This is a genomic window from Pseudomonas petroselini, assembly GCF_045037875.1.
GTDB lineage: Bacteria > Pseudomonadota > Gammaproteobacteria > Pseudomonadales > Pseudomonadaceae > Aquipseudomonas > Aquipseudomonas petroselini.
Genome location: NZ_CP173614.1, coordinates 3,599,487 through 3,615,913, shown reverse-complemented (window position 1 = coordinate 3,615,913; position 16,427 = coordinate 3,599,487). Strand labels below are relative to the sequence as shown.

The 16,427-nt window shown below is 59.6% G+C and carries 14 protein-coding genes; 12 read left to right on the top strand and 2 right to left on the bottom strand.

Annotated features, from left to right (window positions below; translation table 11 throughout):
- The first annotated feature begins 134 nt into the window (after nucleotides 1–134).
- The 3 genes from ACI512_RS16595 (at nucleotide 135) to ACI512_RS16585 (ending at nucleotide 6,259) form a co-directional block, all read left to right on the top strand.
- Nucleotides 135–1,424 (top strand): glycosyltransferase, encoded by a 1,290-nt coding sequence (locus ACI512_RS16595; RefSeq protein ID WP_236379623.1) that lies wholly within the window; start codon nucleotides 135–137, stop codon nucleotides 1,422–1,424.
- Between the two features lie 72 nt (nucleotides 1,425–1,496).
- Nucleotides 1,497–2,402 carry an AraC family transcriptional regulator gene (locus tag ACI512_RS16590; protein ID WP_064053802.1) on the top strand — a complete coding sequence of 302 codons (906 nt, stop codon included), beginning with the start codon at nucleotides 1,497–1,499 and terminating at the stop codon, nucleotides 2,400–2,402.
- 98 nt (nucleotides 2,403–2,500) lie between these two features.
- Nucleotides 2,501–6,259 (top strand): hypothetical protein, encoded by a 3,759-nt coding sequence (locus ACI512_RS16585; RefSeq protein ID WP_236379622.1) that lies wholly within the window; start codon nucleotides 2,501–2,503, stop codon nucleotides 6,257–6,259.
- Nucleotides 6,260–6,350: 91 nt separating this feature from the next.
- Here ACI512_RS16585 and ACI512_RS16580 read toward each other — a convergent pair whose 3' ends face one another.
- Nucleotides 6,351–6,635: a chitin binding peritrophin-A domain-containing protein gene (locus ACI512_RS16580; protein WP_405121219.1), complete on the bottom strand. Its 285-nt coding sequence runs from the start codon at nucleotides 6,633–6,635 to the stop codon at nucleotides 6,351–6,353.
- Between the two features lie 272 nt (nucleotides 6,636–6,907).
- On the opposite strand from ACI512_RS16580, the gene ACI512_RS16575 reads away from it, so the two are divergent.
- The 9 genes from ACI512_RS16575 (at nucleotide 6,908) to ACI512_RS16535 (ending at nucleotide 16,111) form a co-directional block, all read left to right on the top strand.
- Nucleotides 6,908–8,230 (top strand): ABC transporter substrate-binding protein, encoded by a 1,323-nt coding sequence (locus ACI512_RS16575; RefSeq protein ID WP_405121218.1) that lies wholly within the window; start codon nucleotides 6,908–6,910, stop codon nucleotides 8,228–8,230.
- Between the two features lie 154 nt (nucleotides 8,231–8,384).
- Complete coding sequence (locus tag ACI512_RS16570) at nucleotides 8,385–9,275, top strand: carbohydrate ABC transporter permease (RefSeq protein WP_046033800.1); 891 nt, start codon at nucleotides 8,385–8,387, stop codon at nucleotides 9,273–9,275.
- Nucleotides 9,276–9,285: 10 nt separating this feature from the next.
- Nucleotides 9,286–10,116, top strand: coding sequence for a carbohydrate ABC transporter permease (locus ACI512_RS16565; protein ID WP_064053806.1), 831 nt, complete (start codon nucleotides 9,286–9,288; stop codon nucleotides 10,114–10,116).
- A 37-nt stretch (nucleotides 10,117–10,153) separates the two neighbouring features.
- A complete protein-coding gene (locus ACI512_RS16560) occupies nucleotides 10,154–11,269 on the top strand; it encodes an ABC transporter ATP-binding protein (protein ID WP_236379621.1) in 1,116 nt (371 codons plus the stop codon).
- 18 nt (nucleotides 11,270–11,287) lie between these two features.
- Nucleotides 11,288–12,769 carry a mannitol dehydrogenase family protein gene (locus tag ACI512_RS16555; protein ID WP_236379620.1) on the top strand — a complete coding sequence of 494 codons (1,482 nt, stop codon included), beginning with the start codon at nucleotides 11,288–11,290 and terminating at the stop codon, nucleotides 12,767–12,769.
- A 78-nt stretch (nucleotides 12,770–12,847) separates the two neighbouring features.
- Nucleotides 12,848–14,329, top strand: a complete 1,482-nt coding sequence (gene xylB / locus ACI512_RS16550; RefSeq protein ID WP_236379619.1) for a xylulokinase — start codon at nucleotides 12,848–12,850, stop codon at nucleotides 14,327–14,329.
- 12 nt (nucleotides 14,330–14,341) lie between these two features.
- On the top strand, nucleotides 14,342–15,280 hold the full coding sequence (locus ACI512_RS16545; protein ID WP_236379618.1) for a carbohydrate kinase: 939 nt from the start codon (nucleotides 14,342–14,344) through the stop codon (nucleotides 15,278–15,280).
- A gap of 84 nt (nucleotides 15,281–15,364) precedes the next feature.
- The gene (locus ACI512_RS16540) at nucleotides 15,365–15,634 is read left to right on the top strand and encodes a DUF2790 domain-containing protein (RefSeq protein WP_043205266.1); all 270 of its coding nucleotides are present in this window, start codon (nucleotides 15,365–15,367) and stop codon (nucleotides 15,632–15,634) included.
- Nucleotides 15,635–15,712: 78 nt separating this feature from the next.
- Nucleotides 15,713–16,111: a hypothetical protein gene (locus tag ACI512_RS16535; protein ID WP_236379617.1), complete on the top strand. Its 399-nt coding sequence runs from the start codon at nucleotides 15,713–15,715 to the stop codon at nucleotides 16,109–16,111.
- Here ACI512_RS16535 and ACI512_RS16530 read toward each other — a convergent pair.
- Complete coding sequence (locus ACI512_RS16530) at nucleotides 16,108–16,377, bottom strand: DUF1652 domain-containing protein (protein WP_043205265.1); 270 nt, start codon at nucleotides 16,375–16,377, stop codon at nucleotides 16,108–16,110. The genes ACI512_RS16535 and ACI512_RS16530 overlap by 4 nt on opposite strands.
- Between the last annotated feature and the right edge of the window lie 50 nt (nucleotides 16,378–16,427).

Genomic DNA, 16,427 nt, shown 5'->3' with positions numbered 1-16,427 from the left:
GATAAAACGAATTCGAGAAGCGGAAGTTAACCACAAAGTGCGATGGCTACCTACCGCTAGACATAAATTGTCATGTCGCCGGTTATGGTTTAATTGCGCGCCTTCCGCCCTGCCCTTCAAGGAACCTGTTGTTGATGAATCAGCCTGCCACCAAAGTCCTGGTCATTGGTTATGTCTGGCCGGAACCGCGTTCCTCGGCCGCAGGCGGGCATATGATGCAAATTCTTGAAAGTTTTCTGACGCAAGGTTGGGACATCACCTTCAGCAGCCCCGCAACCCGCGGCGAGCACAAGGCCGACTTGCCTGCGCTGGGCATCGCCGAATGCGCCATCGCGCTCAATAACAGCAGTTTCGATGATTTTATCCGCGAACTGGCCCCGGATATCGTGCTGTTCGACCGCTTCATGATGGAAGAACAGTTCGGTTGGCGCGTCGAGAAATGTTGCCCCAACGCCCTGCGCGTACTGGAAACCTCCGACCTGCAAAGCCTGCGCGACGCACGTCACCAGCGCTTCAAGGATCACCTGAAGGCCCACCCCGACAGCGACGACTTCAGCGCGCTGTTTTCCCCGGCGTTGCAGGAGGAATTCCGCCTGATGGCCGAGTCCGACCTGGCCAAGCGCGAAATCGCCGCGATTTACCGTTGCGACATCAGCCTGATGATCTCCGACGTGGAAATCCGCCTGCTCACCGAGCACTTCAAGGTCCCTGCCGCCCTGCTCCACTGGTGCCCGCTGATGCTGGAACCGCCGACTGCAGCCTTCGCGCCGTTTGAAGAGCGTGCGCACTTTCTCAGCATCGGCAACTTCCGCCACGCGCCCAACTGGGACGCGGTGCTGTGGATGAAAAACAGCCTGTGGCCGCTGATCCGCCAGCAATTGCCAGGGGCGCAGTTGCACATCTATGGCGCCTACACCCCGCCCAAGGCCACGGCCTTACACAACCCGACGCAGGGTTTTCATGTGATGAACTGGGCCGAAGACGCCTTGCAGGTAATGACTGCCGCGCGTATCTGCCTGGCGCCCCTGCGTTTCGGCGCCGGCATCAAGGGCAAGCTGGCGGATGCGATGCTCTGCGGCACACCGAATATCACCACGCCCATCGGCGCCGAGGCCATGGGTGATGAACAGCCATGGCCGGGCCTGATCGAACACAGCGCGCCGGCCCTCGCCGCCGCTGCCGTAGCGCTTTACCAGGACCGCGATCGCTGGAACCAGGCCCAGGAAGACGGGCGCCAGCTGCTGGGCCGCCGCTACGACCAGGCTGTTCACGGACCGGCGCTGGTGGCGTGCCTGGAACAGTGCCGCCGCCATCTCGCTGACCATCGCCGCGACAACTTTACCGGCAGCATGCTGCGCCACCACGCGCATAAAAGTACGCAGTACATGTCCCAGTGGATCGAGGCGAAAAACCGCCTGGTATAAACATCGACGCTGGCGAGGTCGCGCGCGAGGGGGCATTATCCTACGCAGCAACCACAATAAAGCGACGGCAGCATGACCCGAGCAACGCGCATCACCGACCCTTCCTACGAGCTGATGGACGACCACAACGGCCTGTCCATCATCTATCGCCAGCACGGTTTCCCCTGCCCGCTGGTGCGCTGGCACTTTCACAAGGAATACGAGCTGCACCTGATCGTCGCCAGTTCCGGCAAGGTGTTCATCGGCGACTATATCGGCAACTTCTACCCTGAAAGCCTGTTCCTCACCGGCCCCAACCTGCCCCACAACTGGATCAGCCAGGTGGAGGAAGACGAGGTGGTGCCCAAGCGCGACATGTTGGTGAACTTCACTGATGAATTGTTCGAGCAAGGCAGCCACATCTTCACCGAACTCAAGACCCTGGCGCCGTTGCTGGAACGGGCGCAGTACGGCATCGAGTTCCGCTGCAAAAAAACCATCGCGCAAGCCATGATCTTGATGCAACGCATCGAGGACGCCCAGGGCATGGCGCGCCTGGGGCACTTCTTTATCCTGCTGGAAGTGCTGAGTGCGTGTGAGGACTACCAGTTGCTTTCAGGGGTGACGACACCGCAGTTGGCCGACGAGCACAGCATCGACCGCACCAACCGCGCGGTGGACTACATCTTCGCCCACTACGCGCGTGAATTGCCGCTGGAGGAAGTAGCGGATTACCTGGGGATGAAGCCGACGTATTTTTCCCGGGTGTTCAAGCAGGCCACCGGCCGTACGTTTATTGAGTTCGTCAACCGCTTGCGCATCAGCAAGTCCTGCGAATTGTTGGCTGACGGTGATAAGGCGGTGACGGATGTATGCTTCGAGTCGGGGTTCAACAACATTTCTAACTTCAACCGGCGCTTCCAGCAGCTCAAGGGCATGACGCCGTCGCATTACAGAAGATTGGCGGTGCAGCGCTTGACGGAGCAGAACCTGGCCTGACCACCCGTCGCTACTGTCAACTTTGACAGCTATACGCGCCACACCGAGGGGTGTGTGATTTCCTTACCCAGCTTTATGCTGCATAAGGAGCGCTCACTATGAAAAAAATCACGTCCTCCAACCTGCCCTGCCCTGTCTGCAAGCCCCATCGCCATGGGCCAAAGCCCCCCGTCATTGCCGAACCGCTGGACGCCCCGTTTGTCAGCGACGCAGTGCAGCCGATTCCAGGCGCTGATATCGGATTGAACATTCGACTGGTGCAGCCCTGGCTTACCGTACGTTTCAGCAAGTGGTTCAACTTCAATAAGGGCGACACGTTCAAGTTATTCATGGGCAGTTTCACTTACGCCCTTGCCGCTGGTGAAATCAGGCAAGAAGATTTGGATCCGAAAAAGACCTTTGTCACGCTGGTGATCCCTGAAGGGTTGGTACCGAGGGGCTATATTTATCCATGTTTTGGCCAAGTGAAACGAGTGGGCAGCGACACCCTGAGCACCTCCCCATATCAAACCTGGCTTGTCAAAACCGACCGCCCCGGGGGCGTCAGCACCAATCCCTACTATCACTCGCGGCTGATCATGCATTTACCGCCTGATCTGGTGGACGGTGTACTCGACCCCGAACGGGCTGAGCAAGGCGTGGACTTGACAGTTGATCCCTACCCGAAGATGGCGGTGGGGGACACGATTGAAACCTGGTGGAACGGGTTTAAGGTATTCCAGGAGATAGATCAGGACCACCTCGACGGTATCAAGCCGATTGTCGTGCATGTGCCGGAGTCAACCATCATCGCCGGGGGCAGTGGCTGGGTGGTGATTTACTTTCGGGTCTTCGACATCGTGTTCAACTATTCCGGGGAGGTACCGCAGTGGTCGAAACCTCTGAATGTAGAAGCGGACCTGGACCCGAACGCGCTCGAAAGGCCGCATTTGGTGGTCAACGGGAACTCTGTGACAGCAGTCAATATAGACGTTGCGGGCGATGGCCCCTATAAAGGGGAGGTCTTCGTTCCCAGGCGCCTACCCAATGGCACGACCACACCTGTCGGCACGCTGATCCACCTGACAGTCGTCGTCTTCGATGATGACGGCGGGAATACCGCCACCCCATTACCCGCGTTTCCCGCTCGAATCGGCCTGTCGGCCACCACTGACATTGACCCTAAATATATTGAAATGGCGGTCAATGGCCACGTCCAATTGCTCTACACACTGACCACCGCCACTGGAGGTCTCCTCGGAGCCTCGCGACGCTTGAACGTCCCGGTTTCCGGCACGAAAAAGTCGATGCCTGCAATGACCATCGATAAAAACGAAGGTGGTTTTATTGACCCATCGATCCCCTATTTCCAGGCCTTTTTCCCAAAATTTTCGCCCTATGACGCTGACTGGGGCGTGACCTTCCGCATGGAAGCCCTGGACTCGACAGGCAGGTTGGTCGAGTACGAAGAAGAATTGCTGGCTGGCGCGAAAGAGCCACCTCCGCCCCCGCGCACAGTGCTCCAGGAGCATTTTTCGCGTTTCATCGGTCTGGGGTTGGTCCGCGTGTTCTATCTCGTCAACGATGGCCGGATGCGGATCATGGGCTCAGGCATTCAGGCGGTACGCGAGTCCGAGGTTCTGGAAGTGACCTTCGGCGCAGCCGTACGCTCAATGCCTGAACCGAAACTGCAATATGTAGACCTGTTCAACAATTTGGACATTGACAGCATTATCGGCACCACGCTCAACGTGACCTTGACCGAAACGCGTACGGCGCCCGACGACATTTTCGAGTGGTATTTGAGAGGTTCTGCCAGCAACGGTTCCACCAATGATGACATAAAACTGAACTCATCGACGGCAGGCCGGCAGGTGGTGGTTCCGGTAGATGCGAAATATGCCATTGCCAATAACGATGGAGAAATACGCCTCAGCTACACACTCCAACCGGCGAACGGTAGCGCGAAGCGCTTTTCGGATGTTCTACTTATCACTGTAGGAAAAGCACTCACGCTGATACGACCGGAAGTCGCAGAAGCAACCCGCTACCCCGACCAACTGGCGGCAGTTGCCGCAACAGGGGGAGCGACCGTCGTGGCCAATATTGCGCAATTGCGGCCCACCGACCAAGTCGAGACCTGCTGGAGCGGAATCCCGGGAATTGGTACCTATTGCGAAACCCAGAATGGCAATACATCGAAGGTCCTGTACACCGACATCGACCCTGATGTAGTGGGTGCCAACATCCAGGCACAAGGGCACTTTATCCAGGTTCAGTACTTCGTAATCCGGGGCCTGCACAGAACGCCATCGCCCGTGTTGAACCTGGAGTTGTTACCACCGCCATTCTCCAAACCCTATCTGGAAGGCCATACATTGGATGCGGTGCTCGACCTCAGCACACTGAAGGGCACCGAACGCGCTTTGGTTGATCCCTGGTTCTTCATCCATCACTTTCAGCGGGTGTGGTTCGAACTGCTCGGCACCTACGCAGACGACAATCAGTTCTACCATGCCTTCAGCTATGGCGACCTGGTGGGACTGGACGGCGAGCAGAACGGTCTTCATCCACTGGCGCCCATTGCGGAGATACGCAAGCTCAAGGACGGCACGCAATTGAGCATGCGCTGTGCCGTCACCTTCGACCAGAGTCTGGACCTGTCCAATGCCGTAAGGTTTTGGCAACGCGACTACACCGTCAGGGCCTTGCCTGCGCAGTACCCGGTGCCCATCTTGGAAGAAGCAAGCGGGTCCGGCACGTTGGTGACATTGGAGGCGCTGGATGCACAATACGGTGCAAATCTGCGGGTGAGCTATGGTCCGATGAGCACCACCGACGAGATCTATGTGGAAGTTCTAGGCAGCGCCGGCGCCGGCTCGGCTACGATCGGGCCGATCTATGGGGAAGCCGATGGCACCGTCAATGTGCCCCTGGACGCCGCATTGATTGCCGCCAATATCGGCAACACCAGGACCCAATTCACGATCAGGTACACGGTAACCAAAGGTGCGGATACCCGGCCCTCTGTCTTGCTCACGGTGAATCTTGACCCGTTGTCCCAAGCCGACCTGAAAAAAACCGTGCTCCAGATCGATGAAGCCACACCCGCCGGCATAATCGATTTGGACACGATCAGTAACGCCACAGCTCGGACGGGGATATGGCCATTTATTGCCCGGCACCAACCCGTATGGTTCAGGTTGTTCGGTACCGACCGCAACGGTAAGGCGCACAACTTGACCCTGCTGGACGGCACGGTCAGTGGCGAGGTAGACGCTGCCTGGATCAGCCAGCGTTATCACCTGGAAACGGTGCTGAGCAGTTATCTGCACGACCTTGGAAACAACAGCCTGCTGACCCTGCAGTTGAAGGTCGCGCTCAACGGTATCAGGGATGAGTGGCGGGCGATTGAGTTTCCGCCAACGCGTTACACAGTAAAAAGCGTGATGGTCCACGACTGCACGACGTTCACCGACAATTACGTGAATTACTGGCTCAGTGAGTGGACTAACGTGGGCATCCGACGCGAACCCAATGGCAACTTCTTTTGGCAGGCAGGCCCCATTACTGGCAACGGGGTCCGACTGTACAAAACCTTGACGCCTGCCACCGCAGGCTATTACCGGATCAGTTTCAGGTATCGGATCAACAAGTTTGCCGCCATTGGCGCGCCAACGTTCATTGAAATCCGGCTGGGTACACTGAGTAGCTCGCCTCAGGTCCCCGCCATCAATACCTGGCTGAATGTCGACATCCCGCTCGGCTACTTGCCCGGCAATCCGTTTGTCGCGTCGATAGCCTTCAGAAACCCAACCACCGGCGGGGTCTATGACCTGGATGATATTTGCATCATCCAGACCCCTTATCCGATTTGAGGCAAATGCAAAAAAACAGGGATCAGTACATGTACTGATCCCTGTGCACTCGCTTGTTTATGCTACCGATGAATAGACCCTGGCGAAAAAATCAGGGTTTTACACACGCTTGTAACTGTTCGCTGAATTCCAGGCCCGTGGGGCAAGTATACGGATATTGAATCCACCGATTAGTGGAAGCGTTCCAAACACAGCGGTAGAACCCGCCGACCCTATCTTGACTTTTAAAATAGCCCGCCACTCGACAAGGTAGCTCATTTGTTTCGACTGGAGGAGTAGGTTCTGTTGTACAGGCACTGATCGAAACAGCAACGACCAAGCCCAATGCGATTTTATAAAGCGTGTTGTTTTTGAGGTTTACGCGAGAACAGTTCATGAACATCTCCTGGTTGGGTTGTGCCAAACCATTAACCCTCTGTGGCCTTTTAGCGTCTACTGTCAGAACTCACAGGTTGGCGCGCGTCTGAGCGGCACTGCTCACCCTGCAACCCCAGTGCAAAAAAGTATCAGCCGCAGTGCTCCCAAGGATTTGTCACAACGCCATTTCAAGGCTGTAATCAACGCACACTCTTCCTGACGCCTCGTGGGAAGACACAACAACAATAACTGTCCTTCTGTAGCCCCCTGGGCGCGGAAATGGAGTGCGCGATGAAGTTCACAGCAAAAGCTCTGCTTGCCTCTACTTGCATAACTGCATGTATGACCCTCAGCGCCGTCAGCCTTGGCGCGCAGACCCTGACCATTGCCACCGTCAACAACAGCGACATGATCCGCATGCAGAAGCTCTCGAAAACCTTCGAGGCCGAGCACCCGGAGATCAAGCTGAACTGGGTGGTGCTCGAAGAAAACGTGCTGCGCCAGCGCCTCACCACTGACATCGCCACCCAGGGCGGGCAGTTCGATGTGTTGACCATCGGCATGTACGAAGCAGCACTCTGGGGCGCCAAAGGCTGGCTGGAGCCGATGAAGGACCTGCCGGCATCCTACGACCTCGACGATGTATTCCCTTCGGTGCGTGACGGTTTGTCAGTCAAGGGTTCGCTGTACGCCCTGCCGTTCTACGCCGAAAGCTCGATCACCTACTACCGCACCGACCTGTTCAAGGACGCCGGGCTGACCATGCCCGAGCACCCGACCTGGACTCAGATCGGCGAATTCGCGGCCAAACTCACCGACAAGAGCAAAGAGCAATACGGCCTGTGCCTGCGCGGCAAAGCCGGTTGGGGTGAGAACATGGCGCTGATCACCACCCTGGCCAACGGCTACGGTGCGCGCTGGTTCGACGAGAAGTGGCAACCTGAATTCAACGGCCCTGAATGGCAGGACGCGCTGAACTTCTACGTCGACAACATGAAGAAATCCGGCCCGCCGGGGGCTTCCAGCAACGGCTTCAACGAAAACCTGGCGCTGTTCAATAGCGGTAAATGCGCCATCTGGGTGGATGCCAGCGTGGCCGGCTCGTTCGTCACCGACAAGACCCAGAGCAAAGTGGCTGACCATGTTGGCTTTACCTTTGCCCCTCACGAGAAGACCGACAAAGGCACGTCGTGGCTGTACTCCTGGAGCCTGGCGATCCCCACAAGCTCCAAGGCCAAGGACGCCGCGAAGGTGTTCACCAGCTGGGCCACCTCCAAGGAATATGGCGCCTTGGTCGCCAAGACCGACGGCGTTGCCAACGTACCGCCAGGCACGCGCAAGTCGACCTACAGCGACGAGTACATGAAGGCCGCGCCGTTTGCCAAGGTAACCTTGGAATCGCTGAAAGTCGCGGACCCGACCAAGCCGACGCTCAAGCCGGTGCCGTATATCGGTATCCAGTTGGTGACCATTCCTGAATTCCAGGCCATTGGTACCCAGGTCGGCAAGTTCTTCTCCGGCGCGCTGACCGGCCAGCAGACGGTGGACCAAGCCTTGGCCGCCGCGCAGACCACCACCGAGCGTGAAATGAAGCGGGCGGGCTACCCCAAATAACCCAGACCCACCCACAGTCAAATGTGGGAGGGGGCTTGCCCCCGATAGCAATCTACCAGTTGATGATTTTGTGACTGACACACCGCTATCGGGGGCAAGCCCCCTCCCACACTGACCGCACTCCGATTCTTGCTCTGTACCGGTCGTGAATACCATGAATACACCCGCCAAAAACCGCCTGGCCAACCCCGGCTGGTTCCTCGTCAGCCCCTCGGTGGCCTTGCTGCTGCTGTGGATGATCGTGCCCCTGGGCATGACCCTGTACTTCTCGCTGATTCGCTACAACCTGCTCTACCCCGGTGAAAACCAATTCGTGGGGCTGGAGAACTTCACCTACTTCGTCACCGACTCGGGCTTCCTGCCCGGCGCCACCAATACCCTGTTGCTGGTGGGCAGCGTGCTGCTGATCAGTGTGGTGTTCGGGGTGTTGATCAGCGCCCTGCTGGAGGCCAGTGAGTTCTTCGGTCGCGGCCTGGTACGGGTGTTGTTGATCTCGCCGTTCTTCATCATGCCCACCGTCGGCGCGCTGATCTGGAAGAACCTGATTTTCCACCCGGTGTCGGGGATCCTCGCCGCCGTGTGGAAGTTCTTCGGCGCTGAGCCCGTGGACTGGCTGGCACACTACCCGTTGCTGTCGATCATCATCATTGTGTCGTGGCAATGGCTGCCCTTTGCGATCCTGCTGTTGATGACCGCCATGCAGTCCCTCGACCAGGAACAAAAGGAAGCCGCGCGCCTGGACGGTGCCGGCGCCATCGCGATCTTCTGGCACCTGACCCTGCCCCACCTGGCCCGCCCGATTGCCGTGGTGGTGATGATCGAAACGATCTTCCTGCTTTCGGTGTTCGCCGAAATCTTCACCACCACCAACGGCGGCCCCGGTTACGCCTCGACCAACCTCGCCTACCTGATCTACAACCAGGCGCTGGTGCAGTTCGACGTGGGCATGGCCTCGGCCGGCGGCTTGATTGCCGTGGTCATCGCCAATATCGCGGCGATCATCCTGGTGCGGATGATCGGCAAAAACCTGACTGACAAGCCTTGAGGGCCGTGCCATGACGCTTCAACAATCACGCCGCCTGCAAAGCCTGTTGCTCGGCACGTTGGCATGGGCCATCGCGATCCTGATTTTCTTCCCGATCTTCTGGATGGTGCTGACCAGCTTCAAGACCGAAATCGACGCATTCGCTACGCCGCCGCAGTTCATCTTCACGCCGACGCTGGAGAACTACCTGCACATCAACGAACGCAGCAACTACTTCAGCTATGCGTGGAACTCGGTGCTGATTTCCTTCAGCGCCACCGCCCTGTGCCTGCTGATCTCGGTGCCGGCCGCCTACTCCATGGCCTTCTACGAAACCAAACGTACCAAGGGCACGCTGCTGTGGATGCTCTCCACCAAGATGCTGCCGCCGGTGGGCGTGCTGATGCCGATCTACCTGCTGGCCAAGAGTTTTGGCCTGCTGGATACGCGCATCGCGCTGATCATCATCTACACCCTGATCAACCTGCCGATTGTGGTGTGGATGGTTTACACCTACTTCAAGGACATCCCCAAGGACATCCTCGAAGCCGCCCGCCTGGATGGCGCCACGCTGTGGCAGGAAATGGTCCGCGTGCTGCTGCCGATCGCCAAGGGCGGCCTGGCGTCCACCGTGTTGCTGTCACTGATCCTGTGCTGGAACGAGGCGTTCTGGTCGCTGAACCTGACCTCATCCACCGCTGCGCCGTTGACCGCGTTGATCGCCTCCTACTCCAGCCCCGAAGGGTTGTTCTGGGCCAAATTGTCCGCCGTTTCGACCCTGGCCTGCGCGCCGATCCTGATCTTTGGCTGGATCAGCCAGAAACAGCTGGTACGCGGTTTGTCATTCGGCGCCGTGAAGTAACGGTTTCTTATAAAAATTCTGCACGTGGAGGCCCATCATGGCCAACCTGAAAATCAAGAATCTGCAAAAAGGCTTCGAAGGCTTCTCGATCATCAAGGGCATCGACCTGGAAGTGAACGACAAGGAATTCGTGGTCTTCGTCGGCCCGTCGGGCTGCGGTAAATCCACGCTGCTGCGCCTGATCGCGGGCCTGGAGGAAGTCAGCGAAGGCACCATCGAACTGGATGGCCGCGACATCACCGAAGTGACCCCGGCCAAGCGTGACCTGGCGATGGTGTTCCAGACCTACGCGCTCTACCCGCACATGAGCGTGCGCAAGAACATGTCGTTTGCCCTGGACCTGGCCGGCGTCGACAAGAAGCTGGTGGAAAGCAAGGTCAGCGAAGCGGCGCGCATCCTCGAGCTGGGCCCGCTGCTGGAGCGTAAGCCCAAGCAACTGTCCGGCGGCCAGCGTCAGCGTGTGGCGATCGGCCGCGCGATTGTGCGCAACCCGAAGATCTTCCTGTTTGACGAACCGCTGTCCAACCTCGACGCCGCCCTGCGGGTGCAGATGCGCCTGGAGCTGTCGCGCCTGCATAAAGAGTTGCAGGCGACCATGATCTACGTGACCCACGACCAGGTCGAAGCCATGACCCTGGCCGACAAAGTGGTGGTGTTGAACAGTGGCCGTATCGAGCAGGTCGGCTCGCCGCTGGAGCTGTATCACCAGCCGGCCAACCTGTTTGTGGCGGGCTTTCTCGGCACGCCGAAGATGGGCTTCCTCAAGGGCAACGTCACCCGTGTCGAGGGCCAGGGTTGCGAAGTGCAACTGGACGCCGGCACCACCATCAGCCTGCCTTTGAGCGGCGCAACCCTGAGCGTGGGCAGTGCCGTTACGCTCGGCATTCGCCCGGAGCACCTGGAAATCGCCGACGCCTCTGGCTCAATAGTTCAGAACACCCTGACCGTCACCGCCGACGTCGGTGAACGCCTGGGCAGCGACACCTTCTGCCACGTCATCACCGCTACCGGCGAACCGTTGACCCTGCGGATTCGCGGCGACATGGCCAGCCAGTATGGCGAGACGTTGCACCTGCACCTGGACCCGGCGCACTGCCATCTGTTCGACACCGACGGCGTGGCCGTGGCCCGCCCACTGCGCGCCGCCGCCTGATTTCGCGAGTATGACGTTATGAAGCTGAATAAACACACCCTCACCCAGTTGGCCCCGGAAGTAAAACTGCCGGCCTACGCCATTGCCAGCACCACCCAAGGCATCGCTCATATAGGTGTCGGCGGTTTCCATCGCGCGCACCAGGCGTATTACACCGATGCACTGATGAATACCGGCGAAGGCCTGGACTGGAGCATTTGCGGCGTCGGCCTGCGCGCTGAGGACCGCAAGGCCCGCGACGACCTGGCCGGCCAGGACTACCTGTTCACCCTGTATGAACTGGGCGATAACGACGACACCGAAGTGCGCGTGATCGGCTCGATCAGCGACATGCTGCTGGCCGAAGACGGCGCCCAGGCGCTGATCGATAAGCTCGCCAGCCCGGCCATCCGTATTGTGTCGCTGACCATCACCGAAGGCGGCTACTGCATCGACGACAGCAACGGCGAGTTCATGGCCCACCTGCCGCAGATCCAGCACGACCTGGCCCACCCGAGCGCGCCGAAAACCGTGTTCGGCTTCATCTGCGCCGCCCTGACCCAACGCCGCGCCAACGGCATCCCGGCCTTCACCGTGATGTCCTGCGATAACCTGCCGCACAACGGCGCCGTGACGCGCAAGGCACTGCTGGCCTTCGCCGCCTTGCACAACGCCGAACTGCATAACTGGATCAAGGCCAACGTGAGCTTCCCGAACGCCATGGTCGACCGCATCACACCGATGACCAGCACCGCCCATCGCCAGCAACTGCACGACGAGCACGCGATCGACGATGCCTGGCCGGTGGTGTGCGAACCCTTTGTGCAATGGGTGCTGGAAGACACATTCGTCAACGGTCGCCCGGCCTGGGAAAAAGTCGGCGTGCAGTTCACCCATGACGTCACGCCCTATGAAGAGATGAAGATCGGCCTGCTCAATGGCAGCCATCTGGCCCTGACCTACCTGGGCTTTCTCAAGGGCTATCGGTTCGTGCACGAGACCATGAACGATCCGGTGTTCGTGGCGTATATGCGGGCGTATATGGACCTGGATGTCACGCCGAACCTGGCGCCGGTGCCGGGTATCGACTTGACCGAGTACAAGCAGACGCTGGTGGACCGCTTCTCCAACCAGGCGATTGCCGACCAGTTGGAGCGGGTGTGCTCGGACGGTTCGTCAAAGTTTCCCAAGTTCACCGTGCCGACGATCAATCGGTTGATTGCCGATGGGCGCGAGACGGAGCGTGCGGCGCTGGTGGTGGCGGCGTGGGCGTTGTATTTGAAGGGTGTGGATGAGCATGGCGTCAGCTACAAGATCCCCGACCCGCGTGCCGAGTTCTGCCAGGGATTGGTGTGTGACGATGCACTGATCAGCAAGCGCCTGTTGGGTGTGGAAGAGATTTTTGGCACGGCTATTCCCAAGTCGGCTGAGTTTGTGGCAGCGTTCGAGCGGTGTTATGTGAGCTTGCGTGATAACGGCGTGACCGAAACACTGCAGCAACTCCTGAAGAAACCGGCTTAGCAATGTGGGAGGGGGCTTGCCCCCTCCCACATTGGAATGCATTGCCAACTCGAACAATAAACTGCTGAGCACACCCTCATGACCCAGCAAAACCTGTACCTCGGCATCGACTGCGGCACCCAAGGCACCAAGGCCATCGTCCTCGACGCCTCCAGCGGCAAAGTCCTGGGCCTCGGCGCCGCCAGCCACACCCTGATCAGCGGCGCCAATGGCCGTCGCGAACAGCACACCCAGGAATGGCTGGACGCCTTCACCGAAGCCACCCACCGCGCCCTGCAACAAGCCGGCGTGGACGGTCAGGACATCCTGGGCATCGGCGTATCCGGCCAACAGCACGGCCTGGTGCTACTGGACGAGCACGGCGCGGTATTGCGCCCGGCCAAACTGTGGTGCGACACCGAAACCGCCCCCGAGAACGACCGCCTGCTGGCCTACCTCGGCGGCGAAAGCGGCTCATTGGAACGCCTCGGCGTAGCGATTGCGCCGGGCTACACCGTGTCCAAGCTGCTTTGGACACGCGAGCAGCACCCAGACATTTTCGCGCGCATCGCGCATATCCTGCTGCCCCACGATTACCTCAACTATTGGCTCACCGGTCGCGCCGTCGCGGAATACGGCGATGCCTCGGGCACCGGCTATTTCAATGTGCGCAGCCGTGAGTGGGACGTGGCACTGCTTAAGCACATCGATCCGAGCGGTCGCCTGGAACAGGCCTTACCGCAGCTGATTGAGGCCGATCAGGCGGTCGGCAGCATCCTGCCCGCCATCGCCGAACGCTTGGGCATCAACCCCAACGCTATCGTCGCCAGTGGCGGCGGTGACAACATGATGGGCGCCATCGGCACCGGTAACATCGCCCCCGGCGTGATCACCATGAGCCTGGGCTCGTCGGGCACTGTGTATGCGTTTGCCGACCAGCCCAACGTCAGCCCGCAGGCTTCGGTCGCGACGTTCTGCTCGTCCAGCGGCGGCTGGCTGCCACTGATCTGCACCATGAACCTGACCAACGCCACCGGGGTGATCCGCGAGCTGTTCGACCTCGACCTGGCCGCGTTCAACACCCTGGTCGAACAGGCGCCCATCGGCGCCGACGGCGTGAGCATGCTGCCGTTCCTCAACGGCGAACGCGTGCCTGCCCTGCCCCATGCCACCGGCAGCCTGCACGGCCTGACCATGACCAACCTGACCCGCGCCAACCTGTGCCGTGCGGTGGTCGAAGGCACCACCTTCGGCCTGCGCTACGGCCTCGACCTGCTGCGCCAGACCGGCCTGCAAAGCCAGAGCATCCGTTTGATCGGCGGTGGCTCGAAAAGCCCGGTATGGCGGCAGATGGTTGCCGATATCATGAACACCGAAGTGATCTGCACCGAACAAAGCGAAGCCGCTGCCCTGGGCGCGGCGATCCAGGCGGCGTGGAGCCAGTCCGGCGAATCCCTGGCCAGCCTGTGCGACAAATGCGTGAGCGTCGACCCGGCCAGCCGAACACTGCCGGTGGCGGCCAGCGTCAGCGCCTATCAACAGGCTTACGAGCGCTATCAACAGCACGTGGCAACCCTTTAAGAGCGAACGACTATGTATCTGGTGTGTGGTGAAGCGCTGTTTGATTTCTTCAGCGAGGAAGACGCCAGCGGGCAGGCTTCCAAGGTCAATTACAAGGCGATTGCCGGCGGTTCGCCGTTCAACGTCGCGGTGGGCTTGCGTCGCCTGGGCATCGACGCCGGATTGTTCGGCGGAGTGTCCACCGACTTCCTTGGCCGTCGCTTGTTGCAGGTGCTCAAGGACGAAGGTGTCAGCGAGCAGTTCCTGGTGGAATTCGCCGCGCCGACCACCTTGTCGATGGTCGCCGTGGGTGCCAATGGTTCACCGCAGTACAACTTCCGTGGCGAAGGCTGCGCCGACCGCCTGCTGGAAATCGACCACCTGCCCGCGCTGGGGGCTGACATTCGCGGCCTGCATATCGGCTCGTTTTCGCTGGTGGTGCAACCGATCGGCGACACCCTGCTGAGTTTGGTCAAGCGCGAAAGCGGCAAGCGCATGATCAGCCTCGACCCCAACGTGCGGCTCAACCCGCAGCCCGATATCCAGCTGTGGCGCAACCGCGTAGCGGAACTGGTCAAGCATGCCGACCTGATCAAGGTCAGCGACGAAGACCTGCACCTGCTCTACCCCGACCAGTCGCCGGAAAGCGTGCTGCAAGGCTGGCTGCAACACCGTTGCCAGCTGGTTTTCCTGACCCGTGGTGGCGAGGGCGCCAGCGTCTACAGCCGCCAGCATGGCCACTGGTCTGCACCGGCGGTCAAGGTGGTGATGGCCGACACGGTAGGCGCCGGTGATACCTTCCAGGCCGCGTTGATTTCCTGGTTGACCGAGCAGCAATTGGATTCAGTGGAAGGCCTGCAACAGCTCACGCGTGCGCAGATCGACGCCATGCTGGGCTTTGCCATCCGCGCCGCGGCGTTGACCTGCACCAAGACCGGGCCGGACTTGCCGTATCGCCAGCAGCTTGGATGAAGGTTTTGTCAGCCAGCTAAACATTAATCGATGGTTAATCCCGCACGTCGAGAGTGAAGTTGTACCCACTTGCGGAGAACCACCATGAAACTGCGCACCTTAATGCTCAGCGCCAGCCTGGCGCTGGCAGCGGTGTCAGGCCTGGCCCAGGCCGACGATCAACCTGCCGCTGCCAAACCCGTGCCTTACCGGTACGGCATGCCGATGAATATCGACAAGGTCCTGGCCATGAACGAAACCCCGACTGACGAATGCAAAGTCATCAAGGCGGATATCAAGTTCTTGGATAAGGCGGGCAAGGTGGAAGACGTGAGCTATCGGAAAATGTCCGACGCCTGCGATTTCCAGAACTGAGTCGATGAGGCAAACACGCCAAGCCCGCGCAAATAGGAGTAGTCTTGCGGGCTTGTCCCAAGGCCGAAAGGATTCGCCATGCTGTTGAGTTTCCGCACCCTCGCCACCTTCACCGCGCTGCTGTGCTTCGCCCTCGCGCTTATCTGGGGCCTGCGTCCCGACCTGCTGCTGTGGGTGTGGAGTGTCGAGTATTCCAGTGGCGCCGGGCTGGTGTCGCGCCGCAACGCCGCGCTGTTCCTGGGCATCGGCATCATGTTCTACCGCGCACGTCACGCGCCGCCTTCAGACACGCGTCGGGCCCTCACCACCGGGTTTATCGCCGGGTGCCTGGTGCTGGCAGTGCTGGGGTTCAGTGAGTGGATCAATGGGAATGCCGGGCCGGGCATCTTGCTGGCGGTGGCAACGGAAACCGTATTGGGCCTGGCGTTCATCCAGGCCCACAGGTCGTCGGTCCCTCACACTCAAGCGTCCAGCTAGTAGAGGCTGCGCCCTCCCGCTCGTTGCAGGGCGGGTGCATGGGTGTGCTTGAGGTCTTCACGCAACCCGGCAATCAGGTTACAAATGGCGCGGCTGCTGTCGAGTTTTTCCGCGTTGATGCCTTTGACTTCCAAATCCACCCGGTCACGGTCGCGCTCGTCGTAGACCTTGATCGTCAGCGACGCATCTTCGGCTTTGGTGCATTCGCACCGTTTGGGCAGGAAACTTCCTTCAATAATGCTGCGAAGTTCTAATTCCGAAAGCATGGTCAACCTCTCCTTTCCTGAGACTGCCAACAGATTGTTATTAATCCCGC